The sequence below is a fragment of the Kitasatospora sp. NPDC087314 genome (genome assembly GCF_044744365.1).
Lineage (GTDB): Bacteria > Actinomycetota > Actinomycetes > Streptomycetales > Streptomycetaceae > Kitasatospora.
In genome coordinates, this window is record NZ_JBIUYE010000011.1 from 346413 (window position 1) to 367786 (window position 21374).

Sequence of the window (21374 nt, forward strand, 5' to 3'; positions counted from 1 at the left end):
CAGTAGAGACGGCATGTGTACGATCACCTGTTTGCGGAGGTCACGGGAATCCGTCACGGGTACGACGGAACGCCGCGGCGGAGTGGAAGTCCTGAAGGAGGGAGCGGTGCGAGCGCGAGCCCGCGGCCGACCGCCGCTCGGGCGCGTCATTCCGAAATCCGTCGAAATAAGCGCCCAGGCGGCGGCAGAGCCGCAGAACGGACCGTCAGTGCGCCTTTCCGACTCCGGCGGTCGCGCGGATCTTGGGAGTCCGGGTCTCACCTTCACCCCGGTCGGCAGTCTCGCCCCTCTCTTCACTCGGGACGCTCTGGACGGCACCATCGGCCTCGGCGCGCTGACCATCGCCACAGGTGACCTGTGCGGCCACCATGTCGGCGGCCACCTCGGCCGCGAGGTCGTGGATGTTCTCCCCGGCCTCGTGGGCCGCCTTCTTCACCTCCAGGACGATGCCGACGGACGTCTTGACGACGCCACGCACCAGCGGCTTGAGCAGACGCTTGGCCAGCGGCGCGACGACGAGGCCGACCAGGAAGGGCGGTACTACGGGTGGCATGATGTTCCATCCTCTCCACGCAGACGTATGACAGGGACCCCGGAAACCGCGAACACCGGAGCAGCGCACAACCGGGCGGACGGAAGCACCCGTTTCCGGAATTCTCCGTTCACCCTGCCGGGTCTGGAATTCCTCGATTCACGGGCCCTGCCGTCCGCAACCTTCGTCACCGTAGTCGAACCGCGCACGTCGAGACCAAACAGCCTCGGCGAGTTTCACCCGTGCGAGTGCTCTCGACGCCCCGGGGTAGCGCGAATTGCCGTACACCTGCCCACAGAATTAACCGCTAATCATATCTATCATTTCAATGAGCATTTCCGAGTTCCCGTGCCACCCTCCGCCGCAGAGCGGGAAACGGCAGCCCGCCGCCGCCCAGCACCGCCTCGTGGAAGGCCCGCACGTCGAAACCCCCGCCGCGACCGGCCTCCGCCCGGGCCCGCAGCCGGGCGAACTCCAAGTACCCCGCCCGGTAGGACAACGCCTGCCCGGGCAGGTCCGTCGAGTACCGCAGCAGGTCCGAGGCGATCTGGGCCTCCCCCTCGGTGGAGTTGGCCCGCATGAAGTCCCTCGCCCGCTCCAGGCTCATGGCCCCGAGGTTGAGCCCGGTGTCGACCACGAGGCGCTGGGCGGTGAACCGCTCCTGCGCGAGGCGCCCGTACGCGTCCCACGGGTCGTCGTAGAGGCCCATCTCCCAGCCGAGACCGGCCGCGTACTCGGCCCAGCCCTCGTTGAACGCGCCGAACTCGCCCACCTCGCGGCGCAGTTGCGGAAGCGACCGGTTCTCCGTCTGCCGGGCGAGGTGGAAGTGGTGGCCGGGCGCCAGCTCGTGGTAGATCAGCGAGGCCGCGCCCAGCAGCGACCGCCGGTCCAGGTCCGATCCGTTGTAGCGGTAGCGCCCGACCGGATCGGCCGCCGTGGGCTGCTCGTAGTACCCGAAGGTCATCCCCGCCTCCAGCGCCGGGTCCAGCCGGGCCAGCCCGTACGGGGCGGCCGGCAGCACGGCGAACCAGCGGGGCAGCAGCGGGGCCAGCCGGTCCAGGTACCGGCGGTAGCGGGCCTCGACCTCTTGGGGCGTCCGGGCGTACAGGCGCGGCTCGCTCCGCAGCCGCTCGTGGAACTCCCCCTCGGAACCCCGGAATCCGAGGACGGCGCGGACCTCCCCCATCCGCTCGGCCAGTTCACGGCACTGCTCGCGGCCGAGTTCGTGCAGCCGCTCGGGCGGCGTGTCGCCCCCGGTGTGCGTCCGGACGAACTCCCGGTACACCTCCTCCCCACCCTCGTGCCGCGCCCAGCCGACCGCCCGCGGCGCCGCATCCAGGTAGGCCGGGTCGTCGACGACGGCGAGCAGACGGTCGAAGGCCGGCAGCAGCTCGGCTTCCACCAGCCGCCGTACGCCGTCCCGCAGGCGCCCGCGCCCGGTCGACCCCAGCCCGCCCAGCCGGTCCTCGCCCACCGTGACGCGCTCCGCCACGGTGGTCCGCAGGCCGGCGATGGTGGTTCGCGCCCCGGGCAGCGCCGGGGCGGGCACCCGGAAGCCGCGGGCGGCCTGCTCCGCCGCCTTGTCCCCGACCGACCCGACCACCCGGGCCAGCTCGCGCGCCAGCGCCAAGTACCGCTCGCCGTCCTGCGGTTCGGTGAAACGGAAGGGACGCAGGACCGCATCGACGTACAGCGACAGCGGGAACAGCCGGTACGGCGTGGCGACGGGCGTCAGCCAGTAGCAGCGCAGGGCCCGCAGCTCCTGCTCGGCCAGCCCCACGAGGAACGCGGCGGTGTCGGCGTCGACTCCGGACGGCTCCGTGCCGTCGAGCGACCGGACCTGCTCCAGCACGCCCTCGGCGAACCCCGCACGCGCTTCGGCCTCGGCGAGCGAGAATCCCGGCAGCGTCTCGACCGGGAGCCCCTGGCGGACCCTCAGCAGCGGGTCACGCTCCAGCAGGAACTCCCAGTAGCGGTCCGCCAGGTGGCCGATCTCCCGGCCCGATTCGTTCGTCCTCATGCGGCCATCCTGGCGATGACGGGCCGCCCGCCGGCCGGATCGACGTCCGACCGGCCACCGCTTCCCACGAACGGGTGAATCGCATCGGCTCCCGCCATCAGCGCCCAGGCCCGCCGAGTACGCCGAAAGGCGACGTTGGACTTTCGAACACACTTGCTACAGAAGGGAGTTGACTCGTCAGCGCCAGGACTCGGTGGCACTATGACGCCATGCCCCGTCGCCCCCCACCGGTCCCCCTGGCCGCCGCCCTGACCGCCGCGGCCGTCACCCTGACCGGCTGTGGCAACCTCGCCCGCTCCTCCACGACCGGTCCCCTCGTGGACCGCGGGACCGTCCGGATCGCGACCGCCAGCGAGACCCCCAGCTTCAACCCGTACACGGCCTTCGGCACCGGCCCCGCTCGCTACGCCTACGACTCGCTGGTCAACATCTCGGCCGACGGCACCCTGGTCTCCGGTCTGGCCTCCTCCTGGGGGGCCACCACCACGACGGCCACCTTCGCCCTCCGCCCCGGGACCACCTGTTCCGACGGCACCCCCCTCACCGCCACGGCGGTGGCCCGGGCGCTGAACTACGCGGGAGACCCTGCCAACCAGCTCGCCGGTGCGCAGACCGTCCTCCCCAGCGTCCCGTACACCGCGAGCGCCGACGACGCGGCCGGGACGGTGTCGGCGACCACCACCGCCCCCTTCCCGTTCCTCACCCGCACGCTCGGGCTGCTGCCGATCGTCTGTCCCGCCGGCCTCGACCGGCCCCGGTCGCTGGACCGTTCCACCCAGGGCACCGGACCGTACGTGCTGTCCCACTACACCCCGGGCGGACCGTACGAGTTCACCCGGCGCGAGGGCTACGCCTGGGGACCGGGCGGCGCGACCACGGCGGAACCCGGCCTCCCCGCCCGCATCGTCATCTCGGTGGTGCCCCAGGCCTCCACCACCGCGAACCTGCTGCTCACCGGAGGCGTCGACATCGCGAGCGTGAACGGGCCCGATCGGGCCCGGCTCACCGGCCACGGCCTGGCCGCCGCCGACGTGGCGACCGTCGTCGGACTCACCTTCTTCAACCAGCGCCCCGGCCGCCCCCTGGCCGACCCGGCACTGCGGCGGGCCCTGGTGTCCGCCCTCGACCGCCAGGGACTCGCCAACGTCGCCGTCGGCGGTACCGGCCGGCCCGCCGCGGACTTCGGCGCCGAGGGTGCCGTCTGCCACGCCGACCTCGCCGCCGCCAACCTGCCCGCGCTGGACGCCTCCGAGGCGGTGCGCGCCGCCGGCTGGACCCGCGACGCCGGCGGCCGACTGGCCAAGGACGGCCGACCACTCCGGCTGCGCCTGATCACCAGCCCCGATCTCGGGCCGACGCTGTCGCCCGTCGCCGAGCTGATGGCCCGCTCCTGGACGCAGCTCGGCGCGGACGTCGAGCTGGTCACCGAGAGCCTGCCCGCCCTCGTCAACGCCATGTACCAGACCGGCGACTTCGACGTCGTGGTCGGAACCTCACCGGGCTTCGCCCTGCCGGTCGGCTTCATCCCGTTCTTCTCCGGTCCGACACCCGCCCAGGGCCTCAACTTCGCCGGGGTCACCAACCCCGAGTACGACACCCTGGTCGCCCAAGCGCTCCGGGAGCCCGACACCGAAGGCTGCGGCACCTGGAACCGGGCCGCCGCCGCGCTCCTCCGCTCGGCCGACGCCCTGCCGATCGCCGACGGCCGGAGCACCGTCTACGGCCGGAGCACCACCTTCGCCACGACCTTCGGCGGCCAGATCGTTCCCACCAGCATCCGACTGCACCGATGACCCGGGGAGCCGACGTGCCGCTTCCTCCGCTGCTCCACCACCCGTGGACCGCCTTCCTCGGGCGTCGCGCCGCCCGGCTGGTCCTGTCCCTCGGAGTCGTGCTCACCGCGTCGTTCGCGATGATCCGCCTGGTGCCCGGAGACCCGGTCCGCGCGGCGCTCGGCATCGACGCCTCCCCCGCCCTGGTATCCGCCCGCCGACACCAACTCGGCCTCGACACACCCTTCCTGTCCCAGTACCGGCACTACCTCGACGGCCTCGCACACGGCGACCTCGGCACCTCCCTGGTCACCGGCACACCGGTCGCGGAGCTCGTCCGCACCCGGCTGCCGGCCACCCTGGAGATCGCCGGCCTGGCCTTCCTCGTCACCCTCGCCGTCGCCCTGCCCTGCGGCCTGTTCGTCGCCGTCCGCACCCGCGACGGCCGGCACCCGCGCAGCGAGCTGGCGTTCACGACGGTGACCGCCGGCCTGGCCGGGGTGCCGGACTTCGTCCTCGCCGCCGGGCTCACCGCACTGCTGGCCGTCGGCCTCCGGCTGCTCCCGGTGGCCGGCACCGCGGGCCCCGGGTCCTTCGTCCTGCCGGTCCTCGCGCTCTCGGTGGCGCCCACCGCCGTCCTGGCGCGGATCGTCCGGGTGGAGGCGCTGAAGGTGCTGTCCGAGGACTACCTGCGCACCGCCAGGGCGAAACGGCTGTCCCCGGCGCGGCGCTACCTCCGGCACGCGGCACCGAACATGGCCACCGCCGCGCTCACCGTCGCGGGCGGCCTGCTGCCCGCCATGATCGCCGGTACGGTGCTGGTCGAGAAGGTCTTCGCCTGGCCCGGCATCGGTTCGGCGATGGCCCAGTCCGTGGTCTCGCAGGACTACCCGGTGGTCCAGGCGATGGTGCTGATCCTGGGCACCACCGTGCTGTTCGCGAGCCTCCTGGTCGACCTGCTGCTGGCGGTGCTCGACCCGCGCTCGGCGATCCGGGAGAGCTGAGGATCCGATGCCCCTGCCCACCAGGTACCTCCGCTCGCCCATGGCCTGGGTCGCCACCGCCATGCTGGCCTCGCTGATCGTGCTCGCGCTGGCGGGCCCGCTCGTCTGGGGCGCGGCGGCCGACCGGCCGGACCCCTCGGTGGTGCTGCAAGGCCCGTCGGGGGTGCACCCGTTCGGCACCGACAACCTGGGGCGGGACCTCCTGGCCCGGGTGCTGGCCGCCACCCGGCCCTCCCTGCTGCTCGCACTGGCGGCGACCGCGATCGGCGCCGGCACGGGTGTTCTCCTCGGGGCGTCCACCGCCGTCGTGGGGCCCCGCTCCCGCCGCCTGATCGCCGCGCTGATCAACCTGCTGCTCGCCTTCCCCGCGCTCCTGGTCGCGCTGTTCCTCGCGGTCGTGTTCGGCGCGGGGGCCGGCGGAGCGGTGTTCGCCCTGGCCGTCGCGGGAGTGCCCGGCTTCGCCCGGCTCGCCCAGACCCTCGCCGCCGCCGTCGCGGGCACCGACCACCTGGCCGCCGCCCGGGTCCTCGGCCTGCGCCGGCACCGGCTGCTGTGGCGGCACGTCCTGCCGAACACCGCCGAGCCGCTGCTGCTCAGCACCACCACCGCGGCGGGCACCTCCCTGGTCGCGCTCTCCGGGCTGAGCTTCCTCGGCCTGGGCGTGCAGCCGCCCGGCTACGACTGGGGGCAACTGCTCAACCAGGGGCTCGACCGCATCTACGCCCAACCACTGCCGGCGCTCGCCCCGGGCCTGGCCATCCTCTACGCGGCGGTGACCTTCCAACTGCTCGGCGAGGTCCTGGCGGGAGGCTTTGCCCGGCGCGGGCCGGCCTCCCGCCCGCCCCGGCGGCCGGTCGCCCCGAGCGGACCCGCCGAGGACGGCCTCGTGCTCCAGGTCGAGGACCTCAACGTCGAACTCCCCACCCCGGACGGCGTGATCCGGCCGGTCCGCGGTGTGAGCCTGTCGCTGCGGCCGGGCGAGATCGTCGGGCTGGTCGGCGAGTCCGGCTCCGGCAAGTCGCTCACCGCGCTCGCGATCGCCGACCTGCTCCCGGAACGGGCCCGGGTGTCCCACCGGACCCTCCGGCTGCTCGGCGCCGACCTGGCCGCCCTGACGCCCAAGCAGCGCGACCGGCACCTCGCGACCGGCCTGGCGATGGTCTTCCAGAACCCGGCCTCGGCGCTCAACCCGTCGCTCCGCATCGCCACCCAGCTCACCGAGGCCGCCCGGGCCCACCTCGGCATCAGCCGCGCGGAGGCGCTGCGGGAGGCCTCGGATGCCCTGCGCCGGGTCGCCCTCCCCCCTTCGCTGCTGCGGGCACGCCCCCACCAGCTCTCCGGCGGCCAGCGCCAACGGGTGATGATCGCCTCCGGCCTGATGCTGCGGCCCGACCTGATCATCGCCGACGAACCGACCACCGCCCTCGACGTCACCGTGCAGCGGCAGATCACCGAACTCCTCTCCGAGCTGCGCCGGGACACCTCCGCCGCCGTCCTGTTCATCAGCCACGACATCGCCCTCGTGAGCGGGTTCTGCGAGCGCGTCCTGGTGATGTACGCGGGAGCGGTCGTCGAGGCACTGCCCGCCGACCGGCTCGCCACCGCCGCCCGGCACCCCTACACCCGGGCCCTGGTCGAGTCGGTGCCGGACCTCACCGCGGACCGCGACCGGCCGCTGCCGACGGTACCGGGCGCGCCACCCGACCCGCTGGCGCCCGCCCCGGGCTGCCCGTTCGAGCCCCGCTGCCCACACCGGCGGGACCGCTGCGCGCGGGAGGCCCCGCCGCTGGAGGGCCTCGACGCGGTCCAGCGCGTCGCGTGCTGGTACCCGCTGCCGGTGGCGGCCGCCGATCCGGCGGTGGATCAGGTGAAGGCGGACCCGTCATGACCGAGCTGCGGCTCTGCGAGCTCACCGTCCGCCACCACGGGCCACGCGGTCCCGTCACCGCGGTGGACGGCGTCTCACTGGAGGTCCCGTCCGGCAGCACGCTCGGGCTCGTCGGCGAGTCCGGCTCGGGGAAGTCGACCCTGGCCCGTGCGATCGTCGGGCTGGTTCCCGTGCACGGCGGCCGGGTCCTGATCGACGGCCGGGAGGTCCGCGTCCGCACGGTCGGGGCCCGGCGCCGGCTCGGCCGCCTGGTCCAGATCGTGCTCCAGGACCCGGACACCGCGCTCGATCCCCGGATGACGGTCCGCCAGACCCTCGCCGAGGCGGCCACCGTCTTCCACCGGCTCGACGGGCCGGCCCGGACCGAGCGCGTCCTCGGCCTGCTCGACCTCGTCGGGCTCGATCCGCGGCTCGCCGACCGCCTGCCGTCGCAGCTGTCCGGCGGCCAGCGCCAGCGGGTCGCCGTCGCCCGCGCCCTGGCCGTCGAACCCGGTCTCCTGATCGCCGACGAGATCACCTCGGCGCTCGACGTCTCGGTGCAGGCCTCCGTCCTCAACACGATCCGCGAACTCCGGCAACGGCTCGGCCTGTCCATGCTGTTCATCGGCCACAACCTGCCCGCCGTCTGCTACGTCTCCGACGTGGTGGCGGTCATGCGGCACGGCCGGATCGTCGAGACCGGCCCCACCGAAGCCCTCCTGCGCGACCCGCAGCACCCGTACACCAGGACGCTGCTCGCCTCCGTGCCCCGCCTACCCCCTCGGAGGTCCTGATGACGAGTGGCCCGCCGGACGCGGTGGTGGTCGGCGCCGGGGTGATCGGCGCCGCCATCGCCCTCGAACTCGCGCGCACCGGGCGGCAGGTGGTCGTGGTGGACAAGGCCGGCGCGGCCGGCCACGGATCGACCAGCGCCTCCAGCGCGATCATCCGCTTCAACTACTCCACCTTCGACGGCGTCGCCACGGCCTGGGAGGCCCGCCAGCTCTGGGCCACCTGGCCCGACCACCTGCGGCCGGCCGGCCGGCACCCGCTCGCGGCCTTCCACCGCACCGGGGCCGTGCTGCTCGACTCCCCCGCGGCCGCGCCGGCCGACGTCGCGGCCCTGTTCGACCGCGCCGGCGTCCCGTACGAGCGGTGGGACGCCCCGACGCTGCGCCGGCACCTCCCGGGGATCGACGCCGGACGGTACTGGCCGCCGAAGCCGGTGGACGACGAAGGCTTCTTCTCCGGCCCGACGGGAGAACTCGGCGCCCTCTTCACCCCCGACGCGGGTTTCGTCGACGACCCGCAGCTCGCGGCCCGGAACCTCGCCGACGCGGCGGGCGAGCTGGGTGCGGACTTCCTGTTCCACCGGGCGGTGGTGGCCGTCGAGCGGCACGCGGACCGGGTGGCGGGCGTCCGGCTGGCCGACGGTACGCGGGTCGCCGCCCCGGTCGTGGTCAACGCCGCCGGTCCGTGGTCGAGCGGCCTCAACCGGCTGGCGGGCGTCGGGGGCGACTTCACCGTGGGCGTCCGCCCGCTGCGTGAGGAGGTCCACCAGATCGCCGTCCCGGGCGGCCCCACCGCCGGCCTCGGCCCGGTCGTCGCCGACGTCGACCTCGGCACCTACCTGCGGCCGGCCGCCGCAGGCCACCTCCTCGTCGGCGGTACCCAGCCGGCCTGTGACCCGCCGGAGTGGGTCGACGACCCGGACGAGGCCGATCCGCGCCCCACCGCCCGCCGCTTCCGGACCCAGGTGACCCGCGCGGCCCGCCGCTTCCCGGGGATCAGGGTCCCCAGCCGGCCCGTCGGTGTCGCGGGCGTGTACGACGTCGCCGACGACTGGACCCCGATCTACGACCGCACCGCCCTCGACGGCTACTACGTCGCCATGGGCACGAGCGGCAACCAGTTCAAGAACGCCCCCCTGGTGGGCCGCTACCTCGCCACCCTGATCGACCTGGTCGAGGCCGGCCACGACCACGACGGCGACCCGGTCCGCTACCGCTGCGAACACACCGGAAACGTCGTGGGTCTGGGCGCCTTCTCCCGTCGGCGCCCGGTCCGGTCCGGCTCCGCCCGTACGGTCATGGGCTGACCGTACGCAGCTCGCTCAGCAGGTCACCGACCACACCGACGACGAACCCGGGGGCCTCGGCCGGGAAGTCGTGGCCGGTGCCCTCCGGCGTGTACACCACCCGGGACGCGGTCGACGCCGCCAGGTAGCGGGTCCGGGCCCGGAGGTAGAACCTGGCGATCCGCTCGGCCTCGACCTCGTCCCCGGCGGCGGCCAGCACCGCCTCGCCACCCGTGAGGTCCCGGGGTATGACCAGCACCAGCGGCAGGTCGCCGAGGTCGCCGTCGTAGACCACGGTCTCCCAGCCCACCTCCGCCAGGCCGACGGGCGAGAGCTCCGCGAAGATCGACGCGGCGGCGCAGTACTGGCCGGTCCGGCCGTCCCGGCCACGCTGTGCGCCGAACAGGTGCCGCACCGCCGTCAGCAGGAGGCCCCTGCGCATGCCGGCGGCCAGCCGGTTGGGCGGCGCGAAGGCGATCACCTCCAGCGGCGTCGGATCCAGCAGCACGAGCCCGGCCACCAGATCGGGACGCCTCCTCGCCGCGTTCGCGACCAGCAGTCCACCCAGGGAGTGGCCGACGAGCACAAAGGGGGCCCGCTCCCCCGCCGCCTCCAGCGCCGCCAGCAGTTCCGCCGCCTCGGCCGTCGTCGTCCTCGGGAAGGGCCCGACATCGCTCCAGCCCGAGCCGAACCGGTCGACCAGCACCGAGCGGGTCCGGGCGGCCATCCGCGTGTGCAGTTGCCGGAACTCCTCACCGGGCGCGTGTCCGCCCGGCATCCAGACCACCGTCGGACCACCGTCGGCAGCCCCCTCGGCGAGGACGTGCATCCGGTGCCCACCCACCTCCACCAGCACGCCGGGCGCCGGCCGTGTCCCCGCCTCCCGAGCCACCAGCACCACGTGCCGCACGGCCCCGACCAGCAGCAGCACACCGGCCGCGACCACCGGACCACCCAGCGCCACCGCGCGGTTCCCGCCGAGCCCCAGGAGGCCGCCGCCCACCCCCGCCACCACCAGCGCGACCGGCACTCCCGCCCAGTCCCGGCTCAGCAGCGCGAGCAGGGAATTCGCCACCCGTCCGTCCCGGCGCATCGGCCCTCCGCGAGACACTCGAAAACCGATCCTCGACTGCTTCTTTCCCCCGTCGGCCCACCTCGACGCCGGCGCCGCCCCAGAGCCGCTCCGGAACCCACCGCACCCGACCAAGGCCCCGGCGTCACCGCCCCTCGGGACAACTCAGGGCTCAGCTCTTCGCCCCGGCCCGCTCCATCGCCGAGGAACCGGCGACGATCGACAGCAACCAGCGGGCTGTCGATGCCTCCGCACCCGGTGACGGCACCTTTTCGATCATGATCGACCGAGGGCGCAGGTCACTGTCGGGCCCGGAGGCCGGAAGCCCCGTTGCGGAACCACGAAAGGCATAACGGGGCAAGCCACAGAAACAGAACGGACAACCTCCCCCGGAGGCGGCAGCAACAGGGTGGAATGAACAGGACTCCACCTACGCGCAGTTGGCCGGTCAGCACGCCGGGCGGTGGAGCTGATGCCACCCCGAGGCGACCGACGTCCCCGCTCCAGCACCAACCCGCCTGTTGCTCCACCTGCCCCTGTGGCGCGCGTGGGCATTCGCGAGATCACCTTCGTCAGTCGCGGCCGGCCCAGCAAGCGGCGGGTCGATCCGTCCGCCTTCGCCTGCCGGGCACTGGCGGCTGAACTCGCGGATGTGTGGATCGACTACCACCACAAGAACTCCTTGAAGACGCAGGGCTCCTACCCCAAGGCCGTCAAGTCCTTCGCGGCGCTCGTCTCCACCCACCTGCCGACGATCGGGCTGGACCCCGCCGAGATCCAGTTGGCCGACGAGCGGTTCGATGTGCCCGCGCTGATCTACGCCTGGGAACAGGGCCAGCTCGGCCGATCCCCGAGCAGTCGGGGAAGCCCTGGGCACAATCCCGCGCCCTGCTCTCGCTCCTTGGCCACTGGGCGGCGCGGTCGCCTCGGGTCCCCGAACGGCTGCGCCGACGTATCGAGGCGCCACCTGGAATGCGCAAGGCGACCTACCAGGTGCTGGACGAGTTCAGCAACGCGGAACGCGCGGCGCTGCAGAAGGCCGCGCAGAGCGACATCCGTGAGCTGGAGGCCCGGCTGGACCGCGGCCGAGAGCTTCTCGCTGCCGGGCTCGACCCGGTGTACGCCAACCTGCCCGGCCGGCTCGCACACAAGGAGATGCCGGTCTTCGGCCGCGCCGACATGTGGCCCGGCGACTGCATCCGTCGGCCGGCGAACAAGGTGCCCGGAGCGTGGCTCTGCTCCTTTCCTGCTGACCCGCGATGGAACCTGCTGGCCCGAGAGATCTCCTTCGCCATGCTGAACCCCCAGCACCCCGCCCTGCAGGCCGCTGGCATCTTCGTTCCTCCGGGCACCTGGGGGCTGAGCACCACGAGGGCCTTCGGCTCCGCCTTCAACAAGCTGCGGGTCTGGGCCGACGAGCAGCAGATGCCAGCCGACTTCGGCCTGTGGCAGGTGGAAGACTGGCAAGGGTTCATCGCGGCCAGGGCGGAGATCACCGCCCCCGGCTCAGTGCGCCCCATGGTCGCCGCGGTCCGCCACCTGATCCTCTTCTCGCCCGTCCTGACCGGGGTGCCAACACTGGAGGACCCCTGGCCGGGCCAGTCGGCTTCCGCCGTCGCCCAGTGTCCATGGACCGACGAACTGTCCACCGCGGCGATCGCGCCCGAGGTGTGGGGGCCCCTTCTACGGGCCGCCTGGGCCTACATCGACCGGTTCGCTCCCGAGATCCTTGCTCGCCATGACCACGCGACACAACCGAAGCGAGAACGTCGGATGCGAACCCAGGGGCAACTCGATGCTCTGCTGGAGGAATGGCTCGCCGATCCCGGCTCCCGCGTCCCGATCAACGCGCACCTGGAGAGAACCCCCGACGAAGGCCGCCCCCTATGGGCGACGCTGAGCCGCGAGGTGTCGAAGAGCCCCAACCCGAGTCTCTTCGTCCCAAGGAGTGCTGCCGGGCGAGCACGCCGCCAACGGGTCGAGCTCTGGATCCAACAGACCGGCCGGACCGTCTCCCAGAGCCCGCGGCAGCGCAAGGACCATGCCGTCGAAGTACGTTCCCGGCAGCGCCTCTCGCCGGCGGAGCAGGACGAGATCCTGCTTCGCTGGCTCGACGCCCCCGCCAACCTCATCCCACTCCGATCCCCCGACACACAGACCGGTGAGCCCGCAGAGCCGGACTGGAACGAGGTAGCCAGGCTGGTGTACGAGGCTGAGTATTCCGACGCCCTGAGCCTCGGCGGCAGCCACCACCGGGCCGCCGCACGACGCGCCTGGGTACGCCAGGTCGTGGCCTCAGCTCCCGAGCGCACCCGCCCGGTGGACACCAGCCAGACCCCGAGAATGGTCAGAGCAGCCTGCTACGTCTGGGTAGCGGCGTTGACCGCGATGCGTGACAGCGAGATCTTCGAAATCACCCGCGGAGCCGTCACCCAGTACTACGGCGCCCCCGCCGTCGCCTCCCGGCAGGTCAAGCACGACGGTTCCCGCCCGCGGTCCCGCTGGTGGATCACCGAGGCCGTCGCCCAGGCGATCGCTGTCGCCGAGGCGCTGTCCCGCCATGACACCAGGGTCTTCGGCGCGATCAACCCCGCTTTGGGCGACGGCTTCCGGCCGGTCCGGGACATCGCGGACTTCATCACCCTCGTCAACGCGAACCGACACCTCACCGGCCTGGATGAGATCCCGGCGGGGCTCGTACGGCCTCACATGTTCCGCAAGACGATGGCCGTGATCGCCGCCCAGGAGCCGGACGGAGAGATCGCCCTCGGCATCCAGCTCAAGCACGCAGCCCGCCGCGCCCTCGCCAACCGGACCACTCTCGCCTACGGAAAACCTGGCGCCCGGTGGGCCAAGGAGTTCGACAACCAGCTGCAGACCGTCGCCGCCAAGAAGCTGGCCACCTTGCTCCAGGCCCGGCGCGCCGGCCAGACCATCGCGGTCGGTCCTGGCGCCGCGCGCTTCCATGCCGGACTGGACCGGGTGAACAAGGCCGTCGAGCAGAGCATCAGCCTGCGAGCACAGATCGCCGACGAGCGCCTGGAGATCACCCTGCTGCGCGAGGAGTTCGCCGACCTCCATCTCGGCACGATCAACCACTACCTGTGGAACGCGCCCACCACGGAGTGCCAGAACCAGCTCCCGCCCGACCAACGCGGCACGACCCCACTCCTGGGCGCGTGCCAGCCCGCCCGCTGCCGGAACTCCGTCCTCACCCTCGCCCACGAGCGCATCTGGCGCATGGAGGAAGCAGACCTCGTGGAGTTCTTGAAGAAGAAGCCGTCCCGACCGCTGCGCGAGCAGGCGGCGAACCGGCTGTCCGAAGTCCGCGCCACGAACGTCCAGTTCGACAAGGTCAAGGAGTCCATCTGATGCCGGTGTCTGCCACCACCGAGACGAAGCTGCGCGAGGCCATGGCTCGCCTGCTGGCCGGACAGCCCAGCAACAGCGACGGCGCCCTGACCAAGGAGAACCTCGCCCGCGAAGCTGGCGTCAGCCACGCCACCGTGCACCGCGCCGAGGCCGTCCTGGCCGACTGGGACGCCCAGGTCACCGCGCCCGTGCTCCGCACCCCCGGCGAGGTCAAGCGCGTGCCCGCCGATGCCAGACGTCGCTGCCGAGGCGGGCTGGCCCTACGTGTCAGAGGCGGCGTGTAGGGTCCCGGCCGTGACGTACGGGCTGACGCGCTTGCTGCGAACAGAAGACGACTGGTCGAACCTGCTGTGCTTCCTCGCCGAGCTGGATCCTGAGCCGCTCCGGTCTGCGTTGCTCCTGGCCCCGGGCACGCTCAACGTCTGGCGAGAGGCCCGGGTGAAGGCAGGCAGAGGGGCCTCTGCGGGCCGGGCCGACTTCGTCGTTTTGCTGGACGACATCGAGCGATCGGTGATGGAGGTGAAGCTCGGTGCTGGCGCTCACGGCGATCAGTTTGCGGCGTACGACGCCTGGGCGGACGCGAAGGGCTTACCGCTATCGGACCGCTACCTGGTGGGCCCGAACGCCGATCCCATTCCGAACGAGCCGACCCGCTGGTCCCGTCGGCTTACAGTCCCCGGTCTCCTCTCCGGCTGGAGCCGCTCGACTGACGACCTCGCCCGGCTCCTGTCCGTCCGAGCGCTCCAGCAGTTCACACAACTGGAGGCAGAGGCAACAGGCCCCGCGAACGAGGCCTCGATCGCGCTAAGCGACGCATTGCGTCTGCGGCGACTGGCGAGCCTGACGCAGGCTACTGCCCCGCCCGGCACGATCTTCGAGCCGAAGCAGCGATCTCAGGCCGGAGCCGCGAACATCTGCGCCTGGCGAGAGACGGCGGACGGCTACGTTGTCGCCGAAATCCAACGCCTGAACCCGAGGCGTCCGAACGGCGGCACTGACACTCCCTTCGAGATCCGCATCATGGTTGGGGTCTCGGGGGGAACGGCTGGGACCGACGGAGAACTTGCGGACCAACATCGAGACTGGCTCGCCCGCTGCAGCTTCGTGCAGCACGCGGGCTCGCCCGTCCAAGAGATGGTGGTGGCACCGGAAGGCCACGGATTCAAGACCGAAAAGTGGAACGGGAAAGGCCACCCGGAGTACTACGGATACAGCGGAGGTGGGCAGGGAAGCTCCGTGGTGCTCCAGAGCACAGTCGATTTGAACGAAATGGTGACCGCCTTCTCCGCCGGCAGCCGAGGCAACTTGATGTGCTCGAAGGCTGGCAGGCCGACGAGCGGGGCAATGACGTGGGCGGCGTCCGTCCCCGGCCGGTGCAGCACATCGGCCACACGAGCCTGGTGCCGAGGCAGCTGTTGATCACCGGGCCGTGGTCGGGGGCTGCTCGCGCTGCAGCAGACACGCACCGCCTCCGACCCGAGCGCTTCATCTGTGTCACCAAGGGCCCGGCAACCGAAGGTTGCCGGGCCCTGTTGATCGGTGAGGGTCAGCCGCAGGGGGTATCGGGGGTGAAGAGGGTGAGTGGTGTGCCTCCCACGGCGATCACGGTGAAGCCGCTCTGCGTGTCGGACATGTGCTCTTCGGCTTGGTCACCCACTCACCATCTGCTCACCACCCTGGATTTGGGGGCGCTGTAGAGTCCGCGGGAGTTCGTGCTGAGGAAACGGTGCAGTTCGCGGGGATGGAACCCGGGAAGGAGCTCGCCGGCGCGGTAGATGCGGTAAGTACCGCCGCGGCTTGGCGCAATATGCTGATCGGTCAGCCATTGTTGCTGGGGCTCGCAGCCGGGCTTGAAGCGCACCAGGATACTTCCCGCGCGCCCATCACGGGTATCCAGGCGCAATTGGATGTCGTCGATGACGGCCCAGGGCAGCGTGGAGGTGGTCCGCCGTACCAGCGGCCTTCGAGTGATGGTCAAGCCGGTGGAGTCGGCGGAGATGACGTCAGGTTCGAAGCTGGGGCCCGCGATGGCACCGGCCACGGCCAGCACGACGACCAGGATGAAAACGAGGAGGCCCGCCCCCAGCAGGCCGTTCTCCCAGCCGGAGCTCGTGTCGCCCGGCCCGAGGCCGTTGCCGCCCCCCAGGGCGAAGGTGCCAAAGCTCAGGACCGGCTTGGGATAGCGGGCGAAGCCGATGATGAAGCCGACGACATAGCCGACGGGCACGGCGCACCCAACACCTAGGCAGGCCGTCGTGAATCTCTGCCTGGCGGGCGACATGGTGATCGAGCGGGCTTCGTCGGGCTTGGTGGGTGGTGGGACGGATATCTCGCGCCGAAGGGTGGGCGCCGCGCCACCGCCGTCCAGCTGATCCAGGGCCTGCGTAGCAGTGGGCCGCTCGGCCGGGTCGTCCCGTAATAGCGCAGTGAGCAGTGGGGCGAGAGCACCTGCTCGGCGGGGTGGGCGGATGCGTGCGGTGTTGGCTTCGTACGGGGCGACGCCCTCCACCGCCTCGTAGAGGGTTACACCCAAGGCGTAGAGGTCGGAACGGGAGTCGCCGGGCGCGCCCCGCATCACCTCGGGGGCGATGTAGCCGACAGTGCCGATCACTATCCCGGAGCCGGTGAGCTTCGTCTCGCGGTGGTCGATGGCGATGCCGAAGTCGGTCAGCAGGATGCCCCCGTCGTCCGCGAGCAGCACGTTCGAGGGTTTGACGTCGCGGTGGACGATGCCTTCGGCGTGGGCGGCGGCCAGGGCCTGGACCATGGCCCGTGCGAGGCCGGCGACATAGGCGGGGTCGAGCGGGCCATGGCGGTTGAGCTCCTGGGCGAGGGAGCGGCCGGAGACCAACTGCATGACGATCCACGGGCCCTGCGCGGACTCGAGTACGTCGTGGATGGCCACCACGTGTGGCACCCCACGCAGCCGGGCGGCGTGCCGGGCCTCGCGCAGGGCCCGCACGGCCATCTGGTGGCGCAGGTCCTCGGGCAGGTTGTCGGGCAGCCGCACCTCCTTGAGCGCGACCTCGACGCCGAGTGAGCCGTCGGTCGCCCGCCATACGTTTCCGAACCCGCCTGAACCGATTCGCTCCAGCAAGCGATAGCGCCCGGCGACGAGCTCACCCGATCGGTTCGTCATGCCAAGACCCTTTCTGCACGGCGTAGCTTCACGGCCGCTGGTACGACGTGGCCGCGGGTTTCCCCGGTTCCTACCCCGCTGCGCCCACGAAATTGCGTGCCGCTCACGGTTGTGTCACCAGCCGCCACAATGGGCGAAGGGGCTGCTCGGCCCGCCACGGTGCTATCGGTCGCCCGCTGGTCGCGGGGTTTCCGTGTCATCGGCCGCGAAAGCAACGGACACCGCTGACCGGCAGGGATGCGGCCACCCGGGTCGGGGCGAACTGACCGGGGTGGGGCGGTAGCTTGGTAGCAGATGAGCTGACGGCCGAGTTCTTCCTGAACAGCGCGACTTCGCCGACCCCTGAGTGAAGGTCACCGTGGTGACCGTGCCCTAGAGACTCACCTGTCTCATGCATCCCAGAGGTCCGTTCGCCGAACGGTCACCGTGACCCTTCTACGAACGATTCCGCAAACCTCTCCTTTCGGACACCCTTGGATGACCTGTGGCTTTGGGGTTCAGAAGCAGGTACTGACGTATCTCACGTGCCTGACGATCCCCCAGTTATCCACCAGGCACGTACCCGGCTGGAGGCCAATTGTCATATGCCTCACGGCTCCGGGGCACCCAAGATAACGACGGTACTTGTCGTAGTCGTAGCCCCGACCGGCGAAGAGCCGCTTGGGCCGGTTGCGCGGGCGTCCGCGCAGCCCGCGTATGCGAGGTATCGCGTCCAGCAGGGGGATCAAGTGCGTCACGTCATGCCGGTTCCCGCCGGTCAGGGAGACGGCCAGAGGCGTGCCCTGGCGGTCGACGATCACATGGTGCTTCGAGCCGGGACGACCCCGGTCGACGGGCGAGGGGCCGACATGAGCCCCCCCCTTTGAGCGCCCGGACATGGGAGCCGTCGATCGCCGCATCGTCCATGTCCAGCAGGTCCGGTTTCGCTGGATCTCGGATCACGAAGGGGCAAAATCCTCGATGCCGATTGAGACAGCAGGGTGGGCCTTTCCGGACCAGGAGGCACAGGGTCAACCACACTGTTCACTGAGACAGCCGAAGGCCTGAGACATGCGAACTGTTCATAAGGGCGGCGGCCGGGAGGACGGCGAGCCAGGCCGGCGGGCGCGGCACGGGAGCTGGCCGAGGAGACCGGGCTCACCGGCCAGGCGCTGGAGTACGCACGACACCTGGACTTCACCAACCAACGCGGCCTGCGCGTACGGCAGTTCGCCTTCACCACGGTCGTGCCGGACGGCACCCCGATCACCCTCTCCCACGACCACGACGACCACCAGTGGGCCAGCGCCCGCCGGTTACCCTCGACCAGTGAGGGTCAGCGCACGGTGATCGAGTGGCTCGCCGACCGCCTTGCGATCCCCGGCTGGCAGCCGGTCGGCGGGTACGTCACGACCATCGCCCGACCCAGCGCCTACGGCTGTCTCCTCGTCACCGACCCCGCCGGCCGCGTCCTCGGGATGCGCTCGATCATCGACCCGAGCGTATGGAACATAACTGGAGTACGAGCGGGTTCCCGGGGGTGTTAGGCGGTGCGTCGTCCCATCTCGGCTGGCAGGAGGCTCGCTGGGCTCGATGGGCAGGCATACCGGATTTTAGGCTGTTCTCCTGAATTTCAGGAGTAAGGGCGTCCGCCAGTAGGGGGCGGGTGAAGGAGCGCCCGCCGCGATGGGGGTCCCCCGGCCGAAGGCCGGGGGCGAGAGCCAGGGCGACGCCGGCCCTCTGCTGACGGACCACTCCAAGCACCAGGTCAGCGCGAGCGGCCGAGCAGCTCGGCCGTCTCGGCGCGCCGGTTCCAGGCGATGACAGCCAGCGGCACCATGAAGATGAACGGGGTCCCGGCGTTCTCGCCGTGCATCGCGGTGAGCTGGGTAACGAGCGCGAACGCCAGGAAGACGATCAGCGCCGTCGCGGCCGGCCCGGCCAGCCGGCGGACCAGCAGCCCGACCGCTCCGGCCAGCTCCACCAGTCCGGTCAGGTACATGAACCAGTAGCCCACACCGATGGCGTCGAAGACGGTCGTGGCGGCGGGGAGCGCGAGCAGCTTGGGCAGCGCGCTGGCCAGGGCGAAGAAGAGCGCGAGCAGGATCCGCAGCGTCCAGACCACCCGGACCACGGCCTTGCTGGACTTCGCGGCGGTGGCGGTGGTCGTGGTGGCGGCAGTGGCGGTGCTGGACATTTCAGGTCTCCCTGGTCGGCTGTCGTTGCTTTCTCAGGTTTGACCGCCGCCACCGCCTGAACTCATCGGTCCCGGGAGAAAAAGTCTTCCGGCAGCCCCACCTCCAGCGCCAGCAGCTCGCCGACGGTCTGCCGCCCACGGATCAGCCCGGCCCGATCGCCCTCGACCGTGACCTCCGGGATCAGCGGTCTGGAGTTGTCGTTCGACGACATGCTCGCCCCACATGCGCCGGTGTCGTGGAAGACCGCCAGGTCCCCGATCTCCGCGCGCGGCAACGCGAACGGCTCCACGTCGCCGCCCTCCAGCCAAGGCCGTTCGTTAGCAGGTGCCGAGCTGATCGGCAGTAGCAGGGCAGGCACGGTTCGCCCGATCATGGAGTTCTCTACGCTTCATGATCACCGGGGGATCCGTGTCGGGTAGCCCGGCCGCATTACTGCGGCCGGGCCCGCTAAGAACCGTGCGTGCGGCTCGTCGCCGCACACGGCTCAAGCAAGTCCCTGGGGCTTGCGGACGGGCAGAAGTGGCTGATCGTCATGGTTGTCGGCGAGGAGCCGACGTGCGCAGTGGGTGTGTATCAGCTGCAGTGCGGCGGGTTCGCCCGTTGGTCCCGGCCCTGCTTTTGCGGTGATCGCGTGGGTGCGGACCGCCTTGCGGGTTGCGGAGAGCCACTGCCCCCACTGTTCGGGGCCTTGTGGCTCGTGCTCGGCGTGCAGCAGCAGCCCCGTGCAGATCGGGCAGCGCCACCGTTGTGTCGTCAGCAGACGCAGGGTGGTGCGGTCCAGCACGGGGAGTTGCCTGCGGCGTCGCCGGGACCAGTAGGTGGCCAGGGCGGGGTCATCGGGTGAAGCCCGGCCCGGCACCATCTGGTGGCGGATGATTTTCGTCCAGAAGAACTTCTGGAGGTAGCGGCCGGATTCCCGGTCGCCGAACACCCAGCGGTCCCCTCTGGTCGGGTTGAACGTGCCGAAGTATCGGTTGATGACCCAGTGCTTCGACTTGTTCGGGTGACTGCGCACGGCCCACCGGTAGGTGAGGCGCCACATGTAGTTGTCCAGAGCGTTGAATGTTCGACTGGATACGGCGTTCCGGTAGTAGGCAGCCCAGCCCCGGATGATCGGGTTGAGCTTGCTGATCACCGCCGTGGCGTTCGCCCCGTTGAGGGCTTTGACCTCGGCGGCGAGCCGTTTACGGAGGCGTCGCACTGCTGTCTTGCTCGGCCTGATCAGCATCTTGCCGTGGTGGCGTCGGACGGTATATCCGAGGAAGTCGAAGCCGTCGTCGAGGTGGACGATGCGCGTCTTGTCCTCGTTGAAGGCCTTCCGCGACCCGCTGAACACTCGTCAGAGCATTCGCGCGGGACCGGAGCATCAACTTCTGCAGGTTGCGAACCTTCTTGAGGTCCCCGCCTGCGATGCCGTGAAGATTCGCTGCCGAAGACGCCGTACGTCCTCCTCGGCCTGCCGCCAGTCAATCGACAGCCAGTCCAAGGTGTCATCCTTGGGTCCGTTCGCCGTGAGGCGTCCAACTTGTCCCTCGGTTCCGGCGTCACCGCTCATCGAGTCCGCACGGACTCACCCGACCCACGTGGGCACCCTTTCGGGTCGGGACACATGGCCCCGTATCCGGCCAGTTGATCGGAACCCACTGCCGGAAGGTGCAGTGCTCGGGTTTCCGGATTCCTGCTGCCTTTCGGCGCGCCGGCCTTCGCTTCTTGGGTCATCCTGCGCCCGCTGGGGATCTGGACCTTCCTTGCGGTCGGCCTACCGGCAAACGATGACCGCTCGCCGGACCCCATCGGGGTTGTCACGTTGCCCGCGCATGAGAATCGACCGGGTTGGGCGCCCTCTAAACCCCGGGGACAGCGGTGCTCGCACGACCGGCACAGGCTCTCCGGTCGCCGCCTGCCGCCTCTCGACGGCCGGTCCCTGAACCCCGGTATGACATCCACCATCCGAGGTTTGGCATAACGAGGCATCATCAAGGGTTCACTCGCGTTCGCCCGTCCGGTCTTCCCCTTGCCTGTGGCCTCCGGGTGGAACGGAAGTCCTTGGGCGTCTCCTTCGAGCTTCGCACCCCGCCGTTGCCAGCGACGCACGTCGAAGTGGGGACGGACTTGGAGCACTTGTCCGGGATAGCGCCTCCGGCCTCAACCGGCCCTCCTACCAACGCATCCACTCACCGCGTGGACCATCGTGTCGCACGCCTGCCGTCCCATCATGCCTTTTGGAACCCCGGTGGGACCAATTCGCCGCTCTGCTGCCCGTGCGGAACGGATACGCCGAGAGCCATCCGCTGGGTTGTCACCGGCGACGGGTTCCAGACCGGACCGTCTTCGAGTACATC

At 71.0% G+C, this 21374-nt stretch carries 16 protein-coding genes and 2 pseudogenes; 9 read left to right on the forward strand and 9 right to left on the reverse strand.

The window, feature by feature from the left end:
• Positions 1-205 precede the first annotated feature (205 nt).
• Entirely contained in the window at positions 206-553 is a 348-nt protein-coding gene (locus ACIO5E_RS25110) for a DUF5132 domain-containing protein (protein WP_400671710.1), read from the reverse strand.
• Between the two features lie 304 nt (positions 554-857).
• On the reverse strand, positions 858-2552 hold the full coding sequence (locus tag ACIO5E_RS25115) for a DUF885 domain-containing protein (RefSeq protein WP_400671712.1): 1695 nt from the start codon (positions 2550-2552) through the stop codon (positions 858-860).
• A 209-nt stretch (positions 2553-2761) separates the two neighbouring features.
• On the opposite strand from ACIO5E_RS25115, the gene ACIO5E_RS25120 reads away from it, so the two are divergent.
• From ACIO5E_RS25120 to ACIO5E_RS25140, 5 genes are read left to right on the forward strand one after another with little or no spacing between them, the layout of a single operon-like run.
• Positions 2762-4345 (forward strand): ABC transporter substrate-binding protein, encoded by a 1584-nt coding sequence (locus ACIO5E_RS25120; protein WP_400671714.1) that lies wholly within the window; start codon positions 2762-2764, stop codon positions 4343-4345.
• A 14-nt stretch (positions 4346-4359) separates the two neighbouring features.
• Positions 4360-5328, forward strand: a complete 969-nt coding sequence (locus ACIO5E_RS25125) for an ABC transporter permease (RefSeq protein ID WP_400671716.1) — start codon at positions 4360-4362, stop codon at positions 5326-5328.
• A 7-nt stretch (positions 5329-5335) separates the two neighbouring features.
• Complete coding sequence (locus tag ACIO5E_RS25130) at positions 5336-7216, forward strand: dipeptide/oligopeptide/nickel ABC transporter permease/ATP-binding protein (protein WP_400671719.1); 1881 nt, start codon at positions 5336-5338, stop codon at positions 7214-7216.
• Complete coding sequence (locus ACIO5E_RS25135) at positions 7213-7989, forward strand: ABC transporter ATP-binding protein (protein ID WP_400671721.1); 777 nt, start codon at positions 7213-7215, stop codon at positions 7987-7989. The genes ACIO5E_RS25130 and ACIO5E_RS25135 overlap by 4 nt, the downstream gene beginning before the upstream one ends.
• Positions 7989-9293 carry an NAD(P)/FAD-dependent oxidoreductase gene (locus tag ACIO5E_RS25140; protein WP_400671723.1) on the forward strand — a complete coding sequence of 435 codons (1305 nt, stop codon included), beginning with the start codon at positions 7989-7991 and terminating at the stop codon, positions 9291-9293. The genes ACIO5E_RS25135 and ACIO5E_RS25140 overlap by 1 nt, the downstream gene beginning before the upstream one ends.
• On the opposite strand, the gene ACIO5E_RS25145 is transcribed toward ACIO5E_RS25140, so the two are convergent.
• On the reverse strand, positions 9283-10347 hold the full coding sequence (locus tag ACIO5E_RS25145; protein WP_400671724.1) for an alpha/beta fold hydrolase: 1065 nt from the start codon (positions 10345-10347) through the stop codon (positions 9283-9285). The genes ACIO5E_RS25140 and ACIO5E_RS25145 overlap by 11 nt on opposite strands.
• 969 nt (positions 10348-11316) lie before the next feature.
• Between ACIO5E_RS25145 and ACIO5E_RS25150 the strand changes: the two genes are divergently transcribed.
• From ACIO5E_RS25150 to ACIO5E_RS25160, 3 genes are read left to right on the forward strand one after another with little or no spacing between them, the layout of a single operon-like run.
• The gene (locus ACIO5E_RS25150) at positions 11317-13716 is read left to right on the forward strand and encodes a hypothetical protein (protein ID WP_400671726.1); all 2400 of its coding nucleotides are present in this window, start codon (positions 11317-11319) and stop codon (positions 13714-13716) included.
• The gene (locus ACIO5E_RS25155; protein ID WP_400671728.1) at positions 13716-14000 is read left to right on the forward strand and encodes a hypothetical protein; all 285 of its coding nucleotides are present in this window, start codon (positions 13716-13718) and stop codon (positions 13998-14000) included. The genes ACIO5E_RS25150 and ACIO5E_RS25155 overlap by 1 nt, the downstream gene beginning before the upstream one ends.
• 10 nt (positions 14001-14010) lie before the next feature.
• Positions 14011-15135 (forward strand): hypothetical protein, encoded by a 1125-nt coding sequence (locus ACIO5E_RS25160; protein ID WP_400671730.1) that lies wholly within the window; start codon positions 14011-14013, stop codon positions 15133-15135.
• Between the two features lie 238 nt (positions 15136-15373).
• Here ACIO5E_RS25160 and ACIO5E_RS25165 read toward each other — a convergent pair whose 3' ends face one another.
• Positions 15374-16855, reverse strand: a complete 1482-nt coding sequence (locus ACIO5E_RS25165) for a serine/threonine-protein kinase (RefSeq protein WP_400671732.1) — start codon at positions 16853-16855, stop codon at positions 15374-15376.
• Between the two features lie 596 nt (positions 16856-17451).
• Positions 17452-17767, reverse strand: a pseudogene (locus ACIO5E_RS25170) (transposase); the annotation flags it as partial.
• A gap of 200 nt (positions 17768-17967) precedes the next feature.
• Here ACIO5E_RS25170 and ACIO5E_RS25175 point away from each other — a divergent pair.
• Positions 17968-18381: pseudogene (locus tag ACIO5E_RS25175) on the forward strand (NUDIX domain-containing protein); the annotation flags it as partial.
• Between the two features lie 221 nt (positions 18382-18602).
• Here ACIO5E_RS25175 and ACIO5E_RS25180 read toward each other — a convergent pair.
• The 4 genes from ACIO5E_RS25180 to ACIO5E_RS25195 form a co-directional block, all read right to left on the reverse strand.
• Complete coding sequence (locus tag ACIO5E_RS25180) at positions 18603-19031, reverse strand: DoxX family protein (protein ID WP_400671735.1); 429 nt, start codon at positions 19029-19031, stop codon at positions 18603-18605.
• A gap of 62 nt (positions 19032-19093) precedes the next feature.
• On the reverse strand, positions 19094-19405 hold the full coding sequence (locus ACIO5E_RS25185; RefSeq protein WP_400671737.1) for a hypothetical protein: 312 nt from the start codon (positions 19403-19405) through the stop codon (positions 19094-19096).
• A gap of 111 nt (positions 19406-19516) precedes the next feature.
• Positions 19517-20368, reverse strand: a complete 852-nt coding sequence (locus tag ACIO5E_RS25190) for a group II intron maturase-specific domain-containing protein (RefSeq protein ID WP_400671739.1) — start codon at positions 20366-20368, stop codon at positions 19517-19519.
• A 30-nt stretch (positions 20369-20398) separates the two neighbouring features.
• Positions 20399-20587 (reverse strand): reverse transcriptase N-terminal domain-containing protein, encoded by a 189-nt coding sequence (locus ACIO5E_RS25195; protein WP_400671740.1) that lies wholly within the window; start codon positions 20585-20587, stop codon positions 20399-20401.
• Between the last annotated feature and the right edge of the window lie 787 nt (positions 20588-21374).